The organism is Allotamlana fucoidanivorans (assembly GCF_045788535.1).
Classification (GTDB): Bacteria; Bacteroidota; Bacteroidia; order Flavobacteriales; family Flavobacteriaceae; genus Allotamlana; species Allotamlana fucoidanivorans.
This window is the reverse complement of record NZ_CP074074.1, coordinates 2,676,415-2,694,143: the sequence shown is the minus strand read 5'-3', so window position 1 is coordinate 2,694,143 and position 17,729 is coordinate 2,676,415. Positions and strand designations below refer to the sequence as shown.

15 protein-coding genes are annotated in these 17,729 nt (G+C 35.2%); 3 read left to right on the top strand and 12 right to left on the bottom strand.

Features of this window, described 5'->3' with window-relative positions; genetic code table 11:
- Genes KFZ70_RS11785 through KFZ70_RS11775 form a run of 3 tightly spaced genes read right to left on the bottom strand, consistent with a single transcriptional unit; the run spans position 1 to position 2,598 of the window.
- Positions 1-1,476 (bottom strand): hypothetical protein, encoded by a 1,476-nt coding sequence (locus KFZ70_RS11785; protein WP_139697979.1) that lies wholly within the window; start codon positions 1,474-1,476, stop codon positions 1-3.
- A gap of 11 nt (positions 1,477-1,487) precedes the next feature.
- The gene (locus tag KFZ70_RS11780; RefSeq protein ID WP_139697980.1) at positions 1,488-2,063 is read right to left on the bottom strand and encodes a hypothetical protein; all 576 of its coding nucleotides are present in this window, start codon (positions 2,061-2,063) and stop codon (positions 1,488-1,490) included.
- Complete coding sequence (locus KFZ70_RS11775) at positions 2,047-2,598, bottom strand: RNA polymerase sigma factor (RefSeq protein ID WP_139697981.1); 552 nt, start codon at positions 2,596-2,598, stop codon at positions 2,047-2,049. Before KFZ70_RS11775 ends, KFZ70_RS11780 begins: the two co-directional genes overlap by 17 nt.
- A 173-nt stretch (positions 2,599-2,771) precedes the next feature.
- Between KFZ70_RS11775 and KFZ70_RS11770 the strand changes: the two genes are divergently transcribed.
- Positions 2,772-3,326, top strand: coding sequence for a DUF2911 domain-containing protein (locus tag KFZ70_RS11770; RefSeq protein ID WP_139697982.1), 555 nt, complete (start codon positions 2,772-2,774; stop codon positions 3,324-3,326).
- Between the two features lie 69 nt (positions 3,327-3,395).
- Complete coding sequence (gene meaB / locus KFZ70_RS11765; RefSeq protein WP_139697983.1) at positions 3,396-4,472, top strand: methylmalonyl Co-A mutase-associated GTPase MeaB; 1,077 nt, start codon at positions 3,396-3,398, stop codon at positions 4,470-4,472.
- Here meaB and KFZ70_RS11760 read toward each other — a convergent pair.
- The 6 genes from KFZ70_RS11760 to mnmA all read right to left on the bottom strand — a co-directional run bounded on the left by KFZ70_RS11760 (position 4,469) and on the right by mnmA (position 10,702).
- A complete protein-coding gene (locus KFZ70_RS11760; RefSeq protein ID WP_139697984.1) occupies positions 4,469-5,038 on the bottom strand; it encodes a phosphatase PAP2 family protein in 570 nt (189 codons plus the stop codon). The genes meaB and KFZ70_RS11760 overlap by 4 nt on opposite strands.
- 7 nt (positions 5,039-5,045) lie before the next feature.
- The gene (locus KFZ70_RS11755; protein WP_139697985.1) at positions 5,046-5,273 is read right to left on the bottom strand and encodes a hypothetical protein; all 228 of its coding nucleotides are present in this window, start codon (positions 5,271-5,273) and stop codon (positions 5,046-5,048) included.
- 6 nt (positions 5,274-5,279) lie between these two features.
- The gene (locus KFZ70_RS11750; protein WP_139697986.1) at positions 5,280-6,659 is read right to left on the bottom strand and encodes an MATE family efflux transporter; all 1,380 of its coding nucleotides are present in this window, start codon (positions 6,657-6,659) and stop codon (positions 5,280-5,282) included.
- A gap of 261 nt (positions 6,660-6,920) precedes the next feature.
- Positions 6,921-7,874 (bottom strand): nitronate monooxygenase family protein, encoded by a 954-nt coding sequence (locus KFZ70_RS11745; protein ID WP_139697987.1) that lies wholly within the window; start codon positions 7,872-7,874, stop codon positions 6,921-6,923.
- The gene (locus KFZ70_RS11740; RefSeq protein WP_139697988.1) at positions 7,874-9,493 is read right to left on the bottom strand and encodes a S8 family serine peptidase; all 1,620 of its coding nucleotides are present in this window, start codon (positions 9,491-9,493) and stop codon (positions 7,874-7,876) included. Before KFZ70_RS11740 ends, KFZ70_RS11745 begins: the two co-directional genes overlap by 1 nt.
- Positions 9,494-9,514: 21 nt before the next feature.
- Positions 9,515-10,702 carry a tRNA 2-thiouridine(34) synthase MnmA gene (gene mnmA, locus KFZ70_RS11735; RefSeq protein ID WP_139697989.1) on the bottom strand — a complete coding sequence of 396 codons (1,188 nt, stop codon included), beginning with the start codon at positions 10,700-10,702 and terminating at the stop codon, positions 9,515-9,517.
- Positions 10,703-10,889: 187 nt separating this feature from the next.
- Here mnmA and KFZ70_RS11730 point away from each other — a divergent pair, with 187 nt between their 5' ends.
- The gene (locus KFZ70_RS11730; RefSeq protein ID WP_233244069.1) at positions 10,890-13,154 is read left to right on the top strand and encodes a fasciclin domain-containing protein; all 2,265 of its coding nucleotides are present in this window, start codon (positions 10,890-10,892) and stop codon (positions 13,152-13,154) included.
- A gap of 82 nt (positions 13,155-13,236) precedes the next feature.
- On the opposite strand, the gene KFZ70_RS11725 is transcribed toward KFZ70_RS11730, so the two are convergent.
- The 3 genes from KFZ70_RS11725 to KFZ70_RS11715 form a co-directional block, all read right to left on the bottom strand.
- Positions 13,237-13,938: a toxin-antitoxin system YwqK family antitoxin gene (locus tag KFZ70_RS11725; RefSeq protein WP_139697991.1), complete on the bottom strand. Its 702-nt coding sequence runs from the start codon at positions 13,936-13,938 to the stop codon at positions 13,237-13,239.
- Between the two features lie 121 nt (positions 13,939-14,059).
- Positions 14,060-15,952 (bottom strand): membrane protein insertase YidC, encoded by a 1,893-nt coding sequence (gene yidC, locus KFZ70_RS11720; protein ID WP_139697992.1) that lies wholly within the window; start codon positions 15,950-15,952, stop codon positions 14,060-14,062.
- 75 nt (positions 15,953-16,027) lie between these two features.
- The gene (locus KFZ70_RS11715) at positions 16,028-17,662 is read right to left on the bottom strand and encodes a CTP synthase (protein ID WP_139697993.1); all 1,635 of its coding nucleotides are present in this window, start codon (positions 17,660-17,662) and stop codon (positions 16,028-16,030) included.
- Positions 17,663-17,729 lie beyond the last annotated feature (67 nt).

The window sequence follows — 17,729 nt, the reverse complement described above, 5'->3', positions numbered from 1 at the left end:
TTATTGCATGGTTACTGTACTGTACTTGGCATTAACAACAATACTTTTACCACTAGCTAAATTCCCTGTTGAAAAATTTGACACCTGTTCATTAGGTGATTTTTTGGGATGCGAAAACCTTGATTTTGTGCCATTGTATTGTACATTACAATCTACATCAGGTAAATTAATGACCACATCACTGTTTTGAAGAATCATATTTAGGCTGCTAAACTTGTCATCTATATTTAGAATTTTCAAATCTCCAATAGTCCCATCTATAACAGCACTTTTTAAAAGGTGATTCACATCTACATTTGATGAAGTAGCATTCAACACAAGATGATTGGCATAATCTATTTGTGCTTTCTTCACATATTTTAAGTTCAATTGTCCCACATGCCAGGTACTTACATATACAGGAGAATAGGAAGCATTAATGGAAGTTAAACTTCCATCAATGCTTTGCGCTTTAAACTTAGTATACGCTAAATCTGCTCTTAAATTATCAATATTAGCAGCAAACTCTATTTCTCCATGCTTCACATCTACCTTGAGTTTTGTTCCTTTTGGCATTTTTATTTTTATTGTTTTTTTAACCTTACCATGCGCTTTACCATGTACCAACTCTTCTATACGCTTTTCACGTTCTTTTAATAGAATAACGCGTTCCTTTTGGTGATGCTTTAATTCTTCCTGCCGTCTTTTTACCTGAGTTTTTATTGCCTCTGCACGCTCTTTATGTACCTGATTGCGTGCTTCATGCGCAATGATTCGCTCTTGATGCGCCTCCATGTTCTCGGCATAACGTTCCCCCCATTCTTCCATTTTTTTATTAAACTCTTCCTCATTCCAGCGTTCTTCAAACGTTTCACTCCATGCTTGCATCTTTTTTGCAAATGCCTCTCCATAGGCTTCTTCAAATTTCTTTGAATAAGCTTCAAGATATTTTTCACCTTCTTTTTTGTAAGCATTATAATCAAAAGTTACTGCCCCAACGCCCTCAGGTAAAGGCGGTAATGGTGGTAACTCAGGAATTTCTGGAATCTCAGGTACTTCTGGGACTTCAACGTGTACATCGAAATCTATTTCTGGAATTTCTGCCAACTCATATTTTAATTCCTTTATTACGGCTTCAACCGCTTCACCATCACCATGCGTATCTGTTCTATACACCCAAACATTTGTACCACGTCCTTGTGTTCCAATAGTAACTTTATCCGTTGTTGCATCTATATCTATTTTCCATGATTTTAGTGCATCATCCAGTTCTTCTTCACTAAGCTGCTCACCTTCAATATAGGCTTCAATTTCCACAACGTCTTTCTTCCAAGTATCAAAAACAATATTACAATGACTGGTATTTAAATTAATATTAACATCACTGTTCACTTTTATTGCCTGAGACACTTTTATGAGTTTCTGTTGTGCCATAACGCCAGTTGCGGTCAACAAACTCAAAGTGAATACCAAAGATTTTATAATTATTCTGTTCATTTTTTGATTTTTTAAATGGATTGTTTTTCTGCATTTATGTTTTCGGAAACGTTAAATTGTTCTAACTGCGATCGTAACCGATACAACAGGTTTAAACGCAGTTTTAAATTATCTATTAAGGCATTAACAGTCAACTCACTGAGACCCGATTCAGTTAACTCTAATGAAAGCTTTTGGTAATCTTCATCAAGCGTGGCTATTTGCTCCAAATAACCATCAAATAACTCCTTAGTTTCTGGGGTGTAACTCATCTTAGATAATTCTAAGTTGATACTTGCCAAATAGTAGTCTTCTACTTTTTTTAGTCCAGGAGAAATGTCTCCTAGAGTTTTGGTAGCAATCACTTTTTTGGAGTTATCTACATTAACAGGTTCTATCTGGGACGGACTTAAAAAACGATAAGTTCCAAACGAAAGTCCTAAAAACACCACCACGCTAGCGGCCACTTTCATCCAACTTATACCTGTTCTTGAACTTACGGGCAAGGCTATATCTAATTTCTTTTGAAAACGGTTTTGATGATTCTTAGGCATCGTTTCATTTGACATTTTATCATCCTTGAATAAATCTCTAATATCTTGTGCCATTTTGCTTTTGTATTAATAGTTCCTGTAATTTTGCCTTACCTCTTGATAGTTGTGTTCTTGATGCTACCTCAGTGATATCAAGGATTTCAGAAATCTCTTGGTGGTCATACCCCTCAATTAAATAGAGCATCACCACGTATTGATATTTATTTGGTAACTTATTAATAGCCACTTTAACATCTGTAAGGGTAATAGTGTCATCTACCAACCATTTGTCGTCTTTTTGAGTATCAACCACTTTAAGGTGCACCTCATCCAAAGCCACTAGCTGCTGTTTTTTAGATTTTAAAAAGTCGATACTCTTATTAACAACAATACGTTTTAACCACGCGCCAAAAGTAACGTCTCCTTTATACTGATGTAATTTTGTAAAGGCCTTTATGAAGGCCTCTTGTACCACATCTTCAGCATCAGCAGCGTCTTTTAAAAACCGTTTAGCTACAATATACATGCCATCGCAGTACTGGCTGTACAACTGCATTTGAGCTTTCCGATTGTTCTGTTTACATTGTTCTATAATGTCAACTTGAAACATACTGATGTTACTTCTGGTTTGTGTTAGTTCATATTAAAGACGATAAAAAAAATGGGGTGTTGCAAAAACCTTCTATTTTTTTAATCTACCTGAAACAAAGCTAAATAAATGTCGTTTCCATTTTAGTAGTTTTGCCTTTTAAATTATCTTTACGTCTCAAAAAAATTGCTCATATGAACGCCTTCTTAAAACGAACCTTAATTCTTTTGTCTATCATCGCATTGGGGTTATTTTTATATTCTGTATTTGTTGAAAACATTTTTTCACCGCGATTAAGTCCGAAAGACACCGTTGAATTCAAATTAAACGATTTAAAACTTGAAGTTTTCTATAATAGGCCTTACAAAAAAGGAAGAGAAATTTTTGGAGCGCTAGTACCTTACAATCAGGTATGGCGTACTGGAGCAAATGAGGCTACCACTTTTGAAACCAACCAAACACTTGATGTTAAAGGTATGCCGTTAACCCCTGGAAAATATACTTTATGGACGGTTCCTAAAGATTCTGCTTGGACCGTAATTTTTAATTCGAAACAGTATAAATGGGGCGTTAATGCGCAAATGCAACCTATGTGGGATCCTAACTACGATGTTATTAATGTGGATGTTCCCGTGGAAAAACTTGCTAATCCCGTAGAGCAGTTCACCATTAGTTTTGATAATTCAACCGATAATTTATTTTTAACCATGGCTTGGGATGATGTTAAAATAGCCGTTCCGCTTCAATAACTATTTTTAGCATCCTCTGGTAATCCCTTGCAAGAATATTGTAAATTTAAGCAACTAATTATCTGAGAATTGACGAAAGAAAAGAAATCGGCATTACAAGAAAAAGGAGGTGTTTCAATTTCAGAAATCACCAACAGAAAGTCTATTGAAAACCTTAAACAAAAACGTAAAGTAAAACTTGACGCTAAAACCCTTTTAACCGATATTCTTCAAGGAGATGTTGCAGCGCTTAGCAGAGGGATTACCTTAGTTGAGAGCGTAAACAGTAAACATATAGCAATTGGAAACAAGCTTCTAAAAACCTGCCTTCCATATGCTAACAAATCTATACGCATTGGTATTACGGGTGTTCCCGGTGTAGGTAAAAGTACATTCATTGAGGCTTTTGGAAAGCATTTAACGTCACAAGGAAAACGTGTGGCAGTTTTGGCTATTGACCCAACAAGTTCCATTACAAAAGGTAGTATTCTGGGGGATAAAACCCGAATGGAAGCACTTGTTAAAGATGAAAATGCTTTTATCAGACCTTCTCCCTCGGGGCATTCGCTTGGCGGTGTTGCCAGAAAAACCAGAGAATCTATTGTGCTATGTGAAGCCGCTGGTTTTGATATCATTATCATAGAAACGGTTGGTGTGGGGCAAAGCGAAACTACCGTACATAGCATGGTTGATTTCTTTCTACTTTTAAAATTATCTGGGGCTGGTGATGAACTACAGGGTATTAAACGGGGTATAATTGAAATGGCCGATGCTATAGTGATTAATAAAGCTGATGGCGATAATGAAAAAAAGGCAAAGTTTGCCGCAAATGAATTCTCTAGAGCTTTGAAACTTTATCCTGAAAAAGAGTCTAAATGGTCTCCTAAAGTATCGGTTTGCAGTGCATTAAACCATGTTGGCATAACCCTTATCTGGAGCATGATAACAGATTATATATGTGTAACCACAAAAAACGGTCACTTTGATATAAAACGACAAAAGCAAAATAAATTCTGGCTGATTCAAACTATAGAATCCCAACTTAAATCAGATTTTTTTAATCAACCAAAAATTAAAAAAGCACTAGAATCTCAGCTTATTTTAATAGAAAACAACCATACCACCCCCTTTGCGGCTGCTGAGTTTTTACTAAAATTAAAAGCTTAATTCTTAACATATTTTGCCAAAACATATTGGCTTAATTTGTAAAATAAAAAACCTGAAAGCGCTCCAAATGTCATTCCACAAAAAATATCAAGCGGATAATGCACTCCAACATAAATTCTGCTATAAGCCACAATAAAACTCCAAAAAACAAGAAGCAGAATCAAATTTTTAAAATATGGCTTTAAAAGTAATCCTGCAAAAACAGCAACCGCCATAGAGTTTGATGAGTGCCCTGAGAAAAACCCATATTTCCCACATCGCACTGCAATAAAACGTATCTGATCTGCCAAATCGGCCACTCCACATGGTCTTGGTCGCTGAAATGTTCGTTTAAACACATTTGTTATTTGATCGGTAAACGTGATCATTAGAGCTATAGCCACCACAAAAATTAACAGTGATTTTAACCCATATTTCTTATACAACATGAATAACAAAACTAAATAAAGAGGAATAAAGGTAAGTTTGTTAGTAATGACCAGCCATAAGCTGTCCCAGGTAATTGACCCTAAATTATTCAAAAAAATGAATAGTTCTGTATCTAATCTAATCAGTTCATCTACCATAACACTTCTATTCTTCGTACTTAGCTATTTCACTGTCATAAAATTCAGTTGCTAATTTTATGGCATGTTCAGTTTCTGTTTCTAATTCCTTCTGATCTTCAGCATCAAAATCTTCAAACCACTCCAGATCATCATTTTCCAAATTAATTATAAATCGTGGAAACTCAGTGTGAATAACATAAATAGCGTTGGGAAATTCAGTATTATCCCCTAATATAAACTTTGGAAGACTCATTGGTTTTTATTTTTCGTTAGACAAAATTAATCTTTTGGTTAAATAATTAAACCTAATATATAACAAAATAGCTGCGGTAGTTAATCCTGCTAACAGCCCTAACCAAATACCAAAACTTCCGTAGGCTTCTTCCTTTCCTAAAAACCAGCTCATTGGAAATCCCACTAACCAGTAAGAAACAAACGTAATAAGCGTGGGTATTTTAACATCTTGCAACCCTCTTAAAGCTCCTAAAACGAGTACCTGAATGCTATCGCTAATCTGAAAAATGGCGGCAACAATTAATAAATTTGAAGCAATACCAACCACTTCTTTATTATCTAATAAGTTAACCACATCATCATAATCAACGTAAACTTTGGGGAGTTGATTATGAAATACTAAGAAAAATAATGCAAAGCACGTGGCAAATAAAGTCCCCATTAAAAATAAAGAAAATGCAATACGCCTCAGTTCATAGAAAGCTTTCAACCCTTTTTGGTTTCCAACCCGAATCATAGCGGCAACACTTAAACCTGTAGCCACCATAAAGGTCATTGAACTTAAGTTTAAGGCAATTTGATTAGCTGCTTGCGGATTTTTACCCAATAGCCCGCTGAGCCAAATAGCTGCTGTAAAAATAGCCACTTCAAAAAACATCTGCATAGCACTAGGTGACCCAAGATCAAGCAATTTTTTCAGCATTGATTGTTTTAATTGAAAGAATTTAATCTTAGTCACAAAAGCCTTCGATTTTTCTTTTGATTTTAACAAAAACCATAAATACCAAATCATAAGTAACCTTGCTACTAAAGTGCCGTAAGCGGCTCCTACAATACCCAATTCAGGAAAACCAAATTTTCCAAAAATAAGTAAGTAATTTAAAAAAACGTTTACTATGTTTCCAAACAATGTAGCATACATAGGATATTTAGTCATAGACATGCCATCACTAAACTGTTTGAATGCCTGAAAAATAACTAAAGGAATTAGTGAAAAGGCTACTAAATTCAGGTAAGGAATTGCTAAATGTACTACCTCTTCGGGTTGTTTCATCAAATACATTAAAGACTTTGAAAAATAAACCAGTAAAAAAAGTAATATGCCAATAACGGTACATAAAAATAGCCCATGCTTAAAGGCTGATTTTCCTTCCTTAAAATTATTTGCGGCATCAGCCTCTGCCACCAAGGGAGTTATCGCTGTAGAAAACCCAATACCTAAAGACATGGCTATAAAGAGAAAACTATTCCCTAAAGAAACAGCTGCTAATTCTGCCGTTCCTAGTTGCCCCACCATAATATTATCAACAAAACTCACAAAGGTATGCCCTAACATACCTAACATTACTGGTGCCGCTAACTGCCAATTATACTTAAATTCCTTCGTGTATTTTTCTAAATGCATTTTGCAAAAATACTCTTTATTTGCCGTGAATTAGAATATTTATACTGTTGACAGGTGTTAACATTTGTTAATAAATACCTTGATTTTAAAGTAAAAATATCATTACAAAATATTTACATTTGCCTTTCAATAATAATATCTCATTAAGACTATATAGCACATAAGAAACTTCGTGCTCTCATTTTTTAAGGGTTAGGAAAATAATTGCTAAGTTTCAAAGCATAAAAAAGGAGAATTTAATTTCTCCTTTTTTTAAACAAGTTACTTGAAATAAGTGGTTTTGCAAACTTCTAGTTTAGCAGCTTCAAATTCTTTAACTACATCACTTACTATTTTTGAAACAGGTTTTATATCATGAATAAGTCCTGAAATCTGACCAATTTCTAGCTCACCTTCTTCTAAATCGCCCTCAAACATGCCTTTTTTTGCACGAGCTCTCCCTAACAATTCTTTTAATTGTTCCTTTGTAGGACAGGTTTTATATAAATCCTGAATTTGATTATAAAATGAATTTTTAATCAGTCTTACAGGAGCTAATTCTTTTAACGTTAGCTGTGTATCGCCTTCTTTAGCATCAACCACAGCTTGTTTAAAATTTTGATGGGCAGAACTTTCTAAACTTGCAACAAACCGAGAGCCTATTTGCACACCATCTGCTCCCAGAATCATTGTGGCTAACATACTTTTACCTGTTGCAATACCGCCAGCTGCTATCAGTGGAATCTGTATATGTTCTTTAACTATAGGAACGAGGGTTAAGGTAGTCATTTCATCCCTTCCATTATGTCCACCAGCTTCAAAACCTTCAGCCACAATAGCATCTACTCCAGCTTCTTGCGCTTTAAGTGCAAACTTTAAACTGCTTACAACATGTACTACAGTAATTCCCTTTTCTTGTAACCAAGAAGTCCAGATTTTAGGGTTTCCAGCAGAAGTGAAGACTATTTTAACGCCTTCGTCTACAATGATATTCATGATATTTTCAATATCTGGATATAACATGGGCACATTCACCCCAAATGGTTTGTTCGTTGCTTTTTTGCATTTTTTAATGTGATCTCGTAATACTTCGGGATACATAGATCCTGCTCCTATAAGCCCTAAAATACCCGAATTACTTGAAGCCGCTGCAAGTTTCCATCCGCTATTCCACACCATACCTGCCTGTATAATGGGATATTTTATTTTAAAAAGCGCTGTTATTTTATTTTCCATTATTGTTTGATCATTTTATAGGTCTTTGAAAATGACTTGGTTTCTACACTAATTATATAAAGTCCCTCTGCTAAGAATGACAAATCAAAATATTCTTGTGTGATCTCTAAAGGAGTTTCTAAAATGAACTTTCCCTGAATGTTGAAAATGGACATTTTAAAAGATTCTATATCGTCATCTGTAATTCCACTTACATACAATTTATCCTCTATAGGATTTGGATACAGCACAAATGTTTGATCGTCCCACTCTTCCAACTTTTCAGTATTCAGTACCTGTTCCAAGTTTGGAATACCATAACCCAGAAAAAAATCTGGAGTCTCATATTGAGATGCCGACATTCTAACGGCTTGCATAATTTCTGCATTTGATTTTTCAGGTAAAGCTTGCCATAAACAGGCCACGCCTCCTGCTAAAATGGGAGAGCTGAAAGAGGTACCATTAGCCTGTGCTATAACATCATTTTCAGTGATTACATAACTTCGCTGACCTTGAGCAACCACATCTGGCTTTTGTGTTGGTTGCTCCTCATTCCCTTTTGAACTAAATGATGCGTAGTTTCCATTTGCATCAACAGCTCCTACACTTAGCACACCAGAGGCATCAGCAGGAGCTCCTACTATTTGCCAGGCATCATTTGGGCTACCCGAATTTCCTGCTGAAGTAACTAAAAGCATCCCTTTTTCAAATGCAATATTTGCGCCACGTGTTATGAAAGTTGTATTGCCATTCATATCAGCAGGCGTATAACCATAACTTGAATTATCATATGTAGTATATCCTAACGAAGTATTAATGATATCAACCCCTAAACTATCGGCACGTTCGGCAGCCTCTACCCAATAACTTTCTTCAATTGGTGTTTCGCTTGTGGCATCTTCTGTAACAAACAGATAGTAAGACGCGTCAGGTGCTGTTCCTACAAATTGATTTTCTTTAAGCCCAGCCATAGTACTTAACACCAAAGTACCGTGGTTACTTGTTGCATTATTAAAAACATCAACCTCTCGATTTACAAAATGATAACTTCCTAAAAGTTTGCCTGCATCTCTTAAATGCTTAAAAGCAGACATTTGGTTTACATTTGGAAATCCAGCATCTAAAACAGCAATGGTTATGCCGCTACCTGTATATCTTCTTTGATGCAGTTTATCACCACGAAACATAGCTATTTGATTCCATGAATTTCCGTAGTTAAAATCTACCACTACTTGCCCAGTCATAAATTTTGACTTACTTTTTAATGTTTTACCTGTCCCTAACTGGGCATCGGCATAAATCACATGACTCACAAAGTTCAAACTTTTTAAAGACTCAATATCAGAAAAACTTCCTTGAACATGAATGGCATTAAACCACTTTGATTTAGCCTTGACTTGAATGCCTGTACTATTTTTAAGCATTTCAATATAGGCTTCGTTAACAGGAACATCTCGTTCATCAATAGCAACACCATGAGCTATTTTCCTATCGATTGCCTTTTGTGAAAGTATGGTAATTGGATGTTCTATAGACGCCTGAACATCCTCTTTATCTACAAAATAAATCCATGCATCTTGTTGCGCCAATACATTAATGCTAAGAAAAAAAAATAAGCACTTTAAGATTCCTATTTTCATAACAGCAGGTTTTCTGCTAATTTACGAAATCACGCCCGAACCTATTAACTCATCTTGAATATACCATGCCACAAACTGCCCTTCGGTTATGGCCGATTGTAAATTTTCAAATTCAACATACAACCCATGTGGTACTTTATATAATGTTGCCAATTCTAAAGGTTGTCTGTATCTAATTCTAGCCTTAACCTTCATAGAATTTCCTGTTTTTAATTCTAAATCTTCTCGTATCCAATGTAACTCTTCGTTTGACACAAAAAGGGCTTTTTTTAGAAGACCTGGATGTGATTTTCCCTGTCCTGTATAAATCACATTATCTTCAACATTGGTATCAATGACGAATAAGGGCTCAACTGTACCTCCAACGGCTAAACCTTTTCTTTGCCCTTTAGTAAAATAATGCGCACCTTGGTGGTTACCTACTATTTTACCATGATTTGGTGTATAGTCAAATTTCCTTGACAAATAACTTAATTCTTTTTCTTTTGAATCAAAAACTGGTGGAACTTCTTGATATAAATCTGCATCTTTTGAAATCTCTATAATATCACCTGCTTTTGGTTTAAGTTGCTGTTGAAGAAAATCAGGTAATTTTACTTTGCCAATAAAACATAAACCTTGTGAATCCTTCTTTTCTGCCGTTACCAAATCTAATTTTGTAGCAATCGCTCTTACCTCTGGTTTAGTCAACTCACCTATAGGAAATAAAGACTTGGCCAATTGATCTTGTGATAGTTGACATAAAAAATAAGACTGATCTTTATTGCCATCAACACCCGCCAATAATTGATATATGGTTTTATTATCTTTAGTAATAGTGCCTTTTCTACAATAGTGCCCAGTGGCCACATAATCGGCTCCCAAATTTAAAGCAATGTCCATAAAAACATCAAACTTTATCTCTCTATTACACAAAACATCAGGATTTGGTGTTCTTCCTTGTTCATATTCCTTAAACATGTAATCAACAATACGTTCTTTATACTGTTCACTCAAATCAACCGTTTGAAAAGGTATACCCAATTTCTCAGCAACAAGCATAGCATCATTACTATCATCTAACCAGGGGCATTCATTGGATATGGTAACCGAGTCATCATGCCAATTTTTCATAAATAGCCCTATAACCTCATACCCTTGTTCTTTCAACAAATAAGCAGCCACACTAGAATCTACGCCACCTGATAACCCAACAATTACTCTTTTCATTTTAAAAAATTAGGGCACAAAGATACTGAATATTAGCGAAATTTTATATACGTGAACTTAGTCCTATTTATAGATGCAATACTGTTTTGTTTATTATTTTAATATTTTTATTAAACAATATTTGTTTTTTTGTTTAATTTTTTTATATATTTGTTAAACAATTAATGTGAACTAAAAAATTATGAAAATGAAAGCATCAAATTTTATTAAAAAAACAGGACTACTTGTTCTGAGTCTTTTTTTGTTGTGGTCTTGTAACGATGATGACGATACCCCAGTAATTAGAGAATTTAACATTGTTGAATTGGCATTAACTTCACCAGACTTAACCAGTTTAGTTGCTGCCTTAGAAAAAGCAGATTTAGTAGCTACCCTTCAATCAGGAGACTACACAGTTTTTGCACCTACAAACGAAGCCTTTGCGGCGTTTTTAAATGCAAAGGGATTTGCTTCTCTTGAAGCTGTGCCCAACGATGTGTTAAGAACCATCCTTTTAAACCATGTGGTTGTAGGTGGCGCTAGAGCCAACCAATTAACTACTGGATACATTGAAACCTTAGCTGAAGAAGCCACAACAAAGAACACTATTAATATGTTTGTTAACACCAGTGGAGGTGTTAAGCTAAATGGTGTTTCAGATGTTATTACTCCAAATCTAGTAGCAACAAATGGTGTTGTACACATTGTAAATGCGGTAATTGATTTGCCAACAGTTGTAGATTTTGCTGTAGCAGATCCAACATTCTCTATCTTAGTGCAAGCTTTAACTAGAGACGATTTAACGTTTGATTATGTTGCAGCGCTTTCAACTATGAGTGGAACAGCACCTGCTCCATTCACAGTATTTGCGCCCACAAATGACGCTTTTGCCATGTTATTAACTGAATTGGGAGCAAGCGCTTTATCTGATATTGATGAGCCTACCTTAAAGGCTACTTTAGACTTACATGCCGTTTCTGGCGCTAATGTTTTAGCTAGCGGTTTATCAGACAATTTAACGGTGACAACATTAGGTGGCGACATTACGGCCAACGTAACTGGAGGTGCAACGCTTACAGATTCAAACGGACGCGTGAGTAATATCATTGTTACTGATGTTCAAGCTGCAAATGGTGTAATACATGTCATTGACAAGGTGGTTTTACCTAAATTACCATCAACAGTAGTTGGTATTGCATTAGATACACCTGAATTAAGCATACTTGTTCAAGCCTTACAAGCTGCTGATGGCGACTTAGTAAGCGTATTAGGCGGAGAAGGTCCATATACAATTCTTGCTCCTGACAATGCAGCTTTTCAAGCCTTGCTTGACAGCAACCCAGCATGGAATTCGTTAGCAGATATAGATACTGCTGTATTATCACAAGTTCTTTTAAATCACGTATTACCTGGTAAACTTATGTCAACTGATTTAGTGGGATTAGGGTCTGGATATGCTTCAACAGAGGCAACTGGTGCTGGCGGTAATAAAATGAGCATCTTTTTTGATGCATCTAACGGTGTGAAATTTAATGGTGTCTCAACAGTAAAAATGGCCGATAAGGAAGGAACTAACGGTGTAATACATATTGTTGATGCCGTAATAGGTTTGCCAACAATTGTTGATCACGCCGTTGCTAATCCTGGATTAAGCAGTTTAGTAAGTAATTTAACAATGGGAGGTAATACAACATTCACAGATTTGTTATCTACTCCGGGTGACTTTACGGTTTTTGCTCCAACAAATGATGCTTTCACTGCATTTTCAAATCCTAATAGCAACGCTTTAGATGCTATATTATTAAATCATGTGGTGGTTGGTGCTACCGCTGTGTCATCCGGTTTAACAAACACCTATGTGAAGACAGCTGCAACCTATGGAAACACAGATAATAACTTAAGTTTATACATAAATACAGATAGCGGGGTAACATTAAATGGAATAGCTGATGTTTCTAAGGCTGACATCATTGCTAGTAACGGAGTCATTCATACCGTTGATGCCGTAATTGATATTCCAACAGTGACTACATTTGCGGTGGCTGATCCAACATTTTCAACCTTAGTAACTGCATTAACAACATTAACACCGAGTACAGATTTTGCAGGAATATTATCAACAGCTAATGGAACAGCCCCTGCTCCATTCACTGTATTTGCTCCTACAAACGATGCGTTTGCTGCAATTACAGTACCATCAGATGAGGGTGTATTAACAAACATTTTACAACACCACGTCATAGCTGGTGCCAATGTAACATCGGCTGATTTAAATAATCCAGGAACAACTACTGCGCCTAGTTTAGAAGGTGATGACCTTACTATCACGCTTCCAGGCACTAGTCCTAATATAGCAAATTTAACCGACGGCTCTGGTAATTCTGACATTGGAATTATTGCCGTTGATGTACAAGCTGGAAATGGTGTAATCCATGTTATTAATAAAGTGGCTATACCAAATCTTACAAATTAGTTTGGTTTGTTGGTTTTGTAGACAATCACATTCTTACTTCCATCTGAATGATTATCTATGAAAAAAGAGACTCCTTAAGTAATTAAGGAGTTTTTTTTATGTATTTGGGATGATAGGTAAAATCCTTTTCGTCTACTAACTTTCCATTTTCATAATACTTCCAAATGCCATTCTTTTTATCTCTTTTATAGGCGCCCTCCGTGATTAATTCACCCTTAGGGTTATAAAATGCCGCTGGTCCATGTAATTCACCACCATCATACTGTAGTTTTTTTAAAACCACTTCTTTTTCAGAGTAAATTATAGATTCCCCTTGTAATTGTCCGTTAGCATAGTTTTGTTTTTCTGCTATGTTACCATTTGGATAATACACCAAACGTTCTCCTATGAGTTTACCTTCATCATTATACGCTTCAAGAGTAAGTAATTTATCAGACGTTTTTTGATAATACTTCCATTCTCCAATATACATTTTACCGTTCATCAATCCTTCACTAATCACTTTACCATTTGAAGCCATAAATTTTACCTCAACTATATTATCATTTGCATTAAAAGTCTTTGTTGCAGACAGAATACCTTTTCCTTTATACAGTTTATAAAATTTAAACACGCCAATTTCTTTACCATGATGAAATTGCCCTTCATATCTTAAAATATTGGTATCATCAAAATATTTTTTCCAGATACCATGTCGCTTGCCTTGCGCATCAAACTGATTAATATTTTGACTAAAAAGGGTGCTTGTAAAGAGTAACACCAAAATCACTAAATGCTTCATCATAAAAAAAATTATTGCTTTCGAGGAAATTATAAATATAGTAACGTTTTATTTGCTTTTATCTTATAACAAAAAAGCTGCCAAAATATAATTCTGACAGCTTGTATTCATAAAACCAATATTATTATTTACGTTTTTGTTGTGCCTGTCTTTGTTGCTCCGCTTGTTCCATCATTTCGGCCATTTTTTTCTGAAAACGATTTTGCTTTTTGGGTTGCTTCTTCTTCTCTTGCATCTCGGCATGAATTTTATCTTCATCTAAAATATAATGCTTAATCACTAAAATGATTCCAATACTAATTAAGTTTGAAATAAAGTAGTATAAACTCAAACCAGAGGCATAGTTATTAAAGAAGAATAGCATCATAATTGGAGAAAAATACATCATGTATTTCATCATTTTCCCCATGTCGGGCATACCTTCTTGTTGTGGTTGCGCCTGCACATTTTGCCCTGTGGTTAAACGCATATAGAAGAAAATAGCAATAGAAGCCAAAATTGGAAACAAACTTACATGATTACCATAAAAAGGAATATTAAAAGGTAAGTTGGCTACCGTATCATATGATGATAAATCTTCAGCCCATAGGAAGGATTTTTGTCTTAAATCAAATGCCGAAGGGAAAAATTGAAACAAAGCATAAAACACAGGCAACTGTATTAATGCTGGTAAACATCCAGCCATTGGGCTGGCACCTGCCTTGGTTTGAAGCGCCATAGTTTCTTGCTGCGCTTTCATTTTATTGTTTTTATACTTTTCTCTTATAGCATCTAATTCGGGTTTTAAAATTTTCATCTTAGCCTGAGACAAAAACTGCTTATACTGCACAAACGACAATAAAATTTTCACCAAAATAGTCATCACCACAATAGCGATACCATAAGGCATAAAACCACCAAGAAAACTAAACAATGGCATAAACACATAACGGTTTATCCAGCCAAAAATACCCCAACCAAATGGCACCAATTCATCTAAATTCCGTCCGTAAGCATTAAGCACTTTAAAATCACTAGGACCATAATACCAATCCATAGATTCATTTAATTCACCGCCTTGCAATTCTAACGGCATTTTTACTTCAAAAGCCTTAGTGTAAACCGTATCTATCTCTTCTTTCTTAACTAAATTTTCAGCTATTATATGCGCTTTTTTAAACGCCTTATCTGTTAATAACACCGACGAAAAAAAGTGTTGTTTATACCCAATCCAAGTTACATCCAATACTTCTTCATCAGCATCTCTAGGCCCGGTATAACTATCTTTTCCATCTTCATATTCATAATGAATATCGGTATACCTGTTTTCATAAGAAATACTTTTAGCATGACGGTATCCTTTTAAACTCCAATCTAAATGAATATCTTGTGAACCATTTATAACATCATTTAAGCCTTGTGAACGCACAGAAAAACCAATCATATAATCGTTTGGTTTTAACTCATATCTGTATTCTAAAAATTTGCTTTCAGATACTTTTAGCTTCATGGAAACGATAGTATTCTCACCGCTCTTGGTAACTGAAGGTATAAATGGTAAATCTTTAGTATTTAATATTCTACTGTCTGTTGTACCAAAATTAATATTGAATGAGGCATTATTATTTTTTATCAAATAAATAGGTACTGAATCATAATCAACAAACTTTTTTAGCCTAACTTCTGATAAATACCCGCCTTTATTACTAAATGTTAAAGCTAACAGGTCTGTTTCAACTGTAGTTTCTTTGTTTGTTGCATTAATAGCAGAATAAGCAAACGCCCCTAATTTATTCTGTAATTGTATTTGTTGCAAAGAATCAACACCAGAACCAACTGCATAATCAGCTACTGCAGTATCCATAGATTGTTGCTGTGCTTTGGCTTTTTCTTCAGCTTGAATTTGTTCTTGTTTCGCTTTTTCTTGGGCTTCTAACTCTTCAGGCGTTGGTTGGTTTTGCCAAAGCATATAAGCCAATATTCCAAAAATGAGCACGAAGCCAATAATTGAATTGATATCTAATTTTTTTTCTTCCATTATTTTGAATCGATTAAGAAATAATCTTGCATTAAGAATGAGAATAACTTAGCAAGAAGCTATCCAAAATTCAAATTATGCCTTACTGGCACTTTTCTTGTTTTTATTATACTTTAAAGCTGCCTTAACAAAAGCCACAAACAAAGGATGCGGATTAGCAACTGTACTCTTATATTCTGGGTGATATTGTACGCCTACAAACCAAGGATGTGATGGAATCTCAACAATTTCAACTAAACCTGTATCCGGATTTAGCCCGGTAGCAATCATTCCCGCATCTTCCATTTGAGCTTTAAATTCACCATTAAATTCATAGCGATGCCTGTGACGCTCTGCAATACTTTCTGCTTTGTAAATATCACGAACCAAACTACCTATCTTTAAATCACAAGCCCAAGCCCCTAAACGCATAGTACCTCCTTTATCTGTAATTGTTTTTTGATCTTCCATAAGACCTATAACAGGATTAGGTGTATCTGCATTCATTTCGGTAGAAGCGGCATCTTTTATGCCTAACACGTTTCTGGCAAATTCAATAACAGCCATCTGCATTCCTAAACAAATACCTAAAAACGGAATATTGTTTTCTCTTACAAACTTAACAGCATCAATCTTTCCATCAATACCACGTTCTCCAAAACCAGGTGCCACTAAAACGCCATCTAAATGCCCTAGTTTTAGATCTACATTATCACTATTTATGTACTCTGAATGTATTGACTCTACTTTTACCCTCACCTCATTCTCTGCTCCAGCATGAATAAAAGCTTCTAAAATAGACTTATAGGAATCTTGTAACTCTACATACTTTCCTATTAATCCAATTGTAATCTCTGTTTTTGGGTTTTTATGACGATGTACAAATTGATTCCATCTATCAATATCTGGTGTAGAACTGCTAAGATTTAATTTCTTCAGAACAACTTTATCTAAGCCTTCTTCCAACATTAAGTTTGGCACATCATATATGGTTGACGCATCAATTGATTGAATTACGGCATCTTCCTTAACATTACAGAATAAGGCTAACTTTCTTCTTAAATCTTTAGGTAAATTATGTTCTGTTCTACAGACTAAAATATCGGCCTGTACCCCGCTTTCCATAAGTGTTTTTACACTATGCTGCGTTGGTTTTGTTTTTAACTCACCTGCTGCCGATAAATATGGCACCAAAGTTAAATGAATAACAATACCATTATTATCCCCTAAATCCCAACGCAATTGACGAACGGCTTCTACATATGGTAACGATTCAATATCACCAACTGTACCGCCTATTTCGGTAATCACAATATCATAATCACCAGACTTCCCTAAAATCTGAACACGTTCTTTAATTTCATCAGTAATATGCGGAACAACCTGAACTGTTTTTCCTAAAAATTCACCACGGCGCTCTTTTTCAATAACACTTTGATAAATTCTTCCTGTGGTCACATTGTTAGCTTGACTTGTAGGAGTATTTAAAAAACGCTCATAATGTCCTAAATCTAAATCGGTTTCTGCTCCGTCCTCGGTTACGTAGCACTCACCATGCTCATATGGATTTAAGGTGCCTGGGTCTACATTTATATACGGATCTAACTTTTGAATGGTAACTCTGTAACCTTGTGCTTGTAATAGTTTTGCAAGTGATGCTGCAATAATACCCTTTCCTAGGGATGATGTAACGCCGCCGGTTACAAATATGTATTTTGTTGTACTACTCATGTTGCGCTTTTAAACGCAGGCAAATTTACAAAATTAAAATAGTTAATTCGGAATTGTTTTTTAGTTA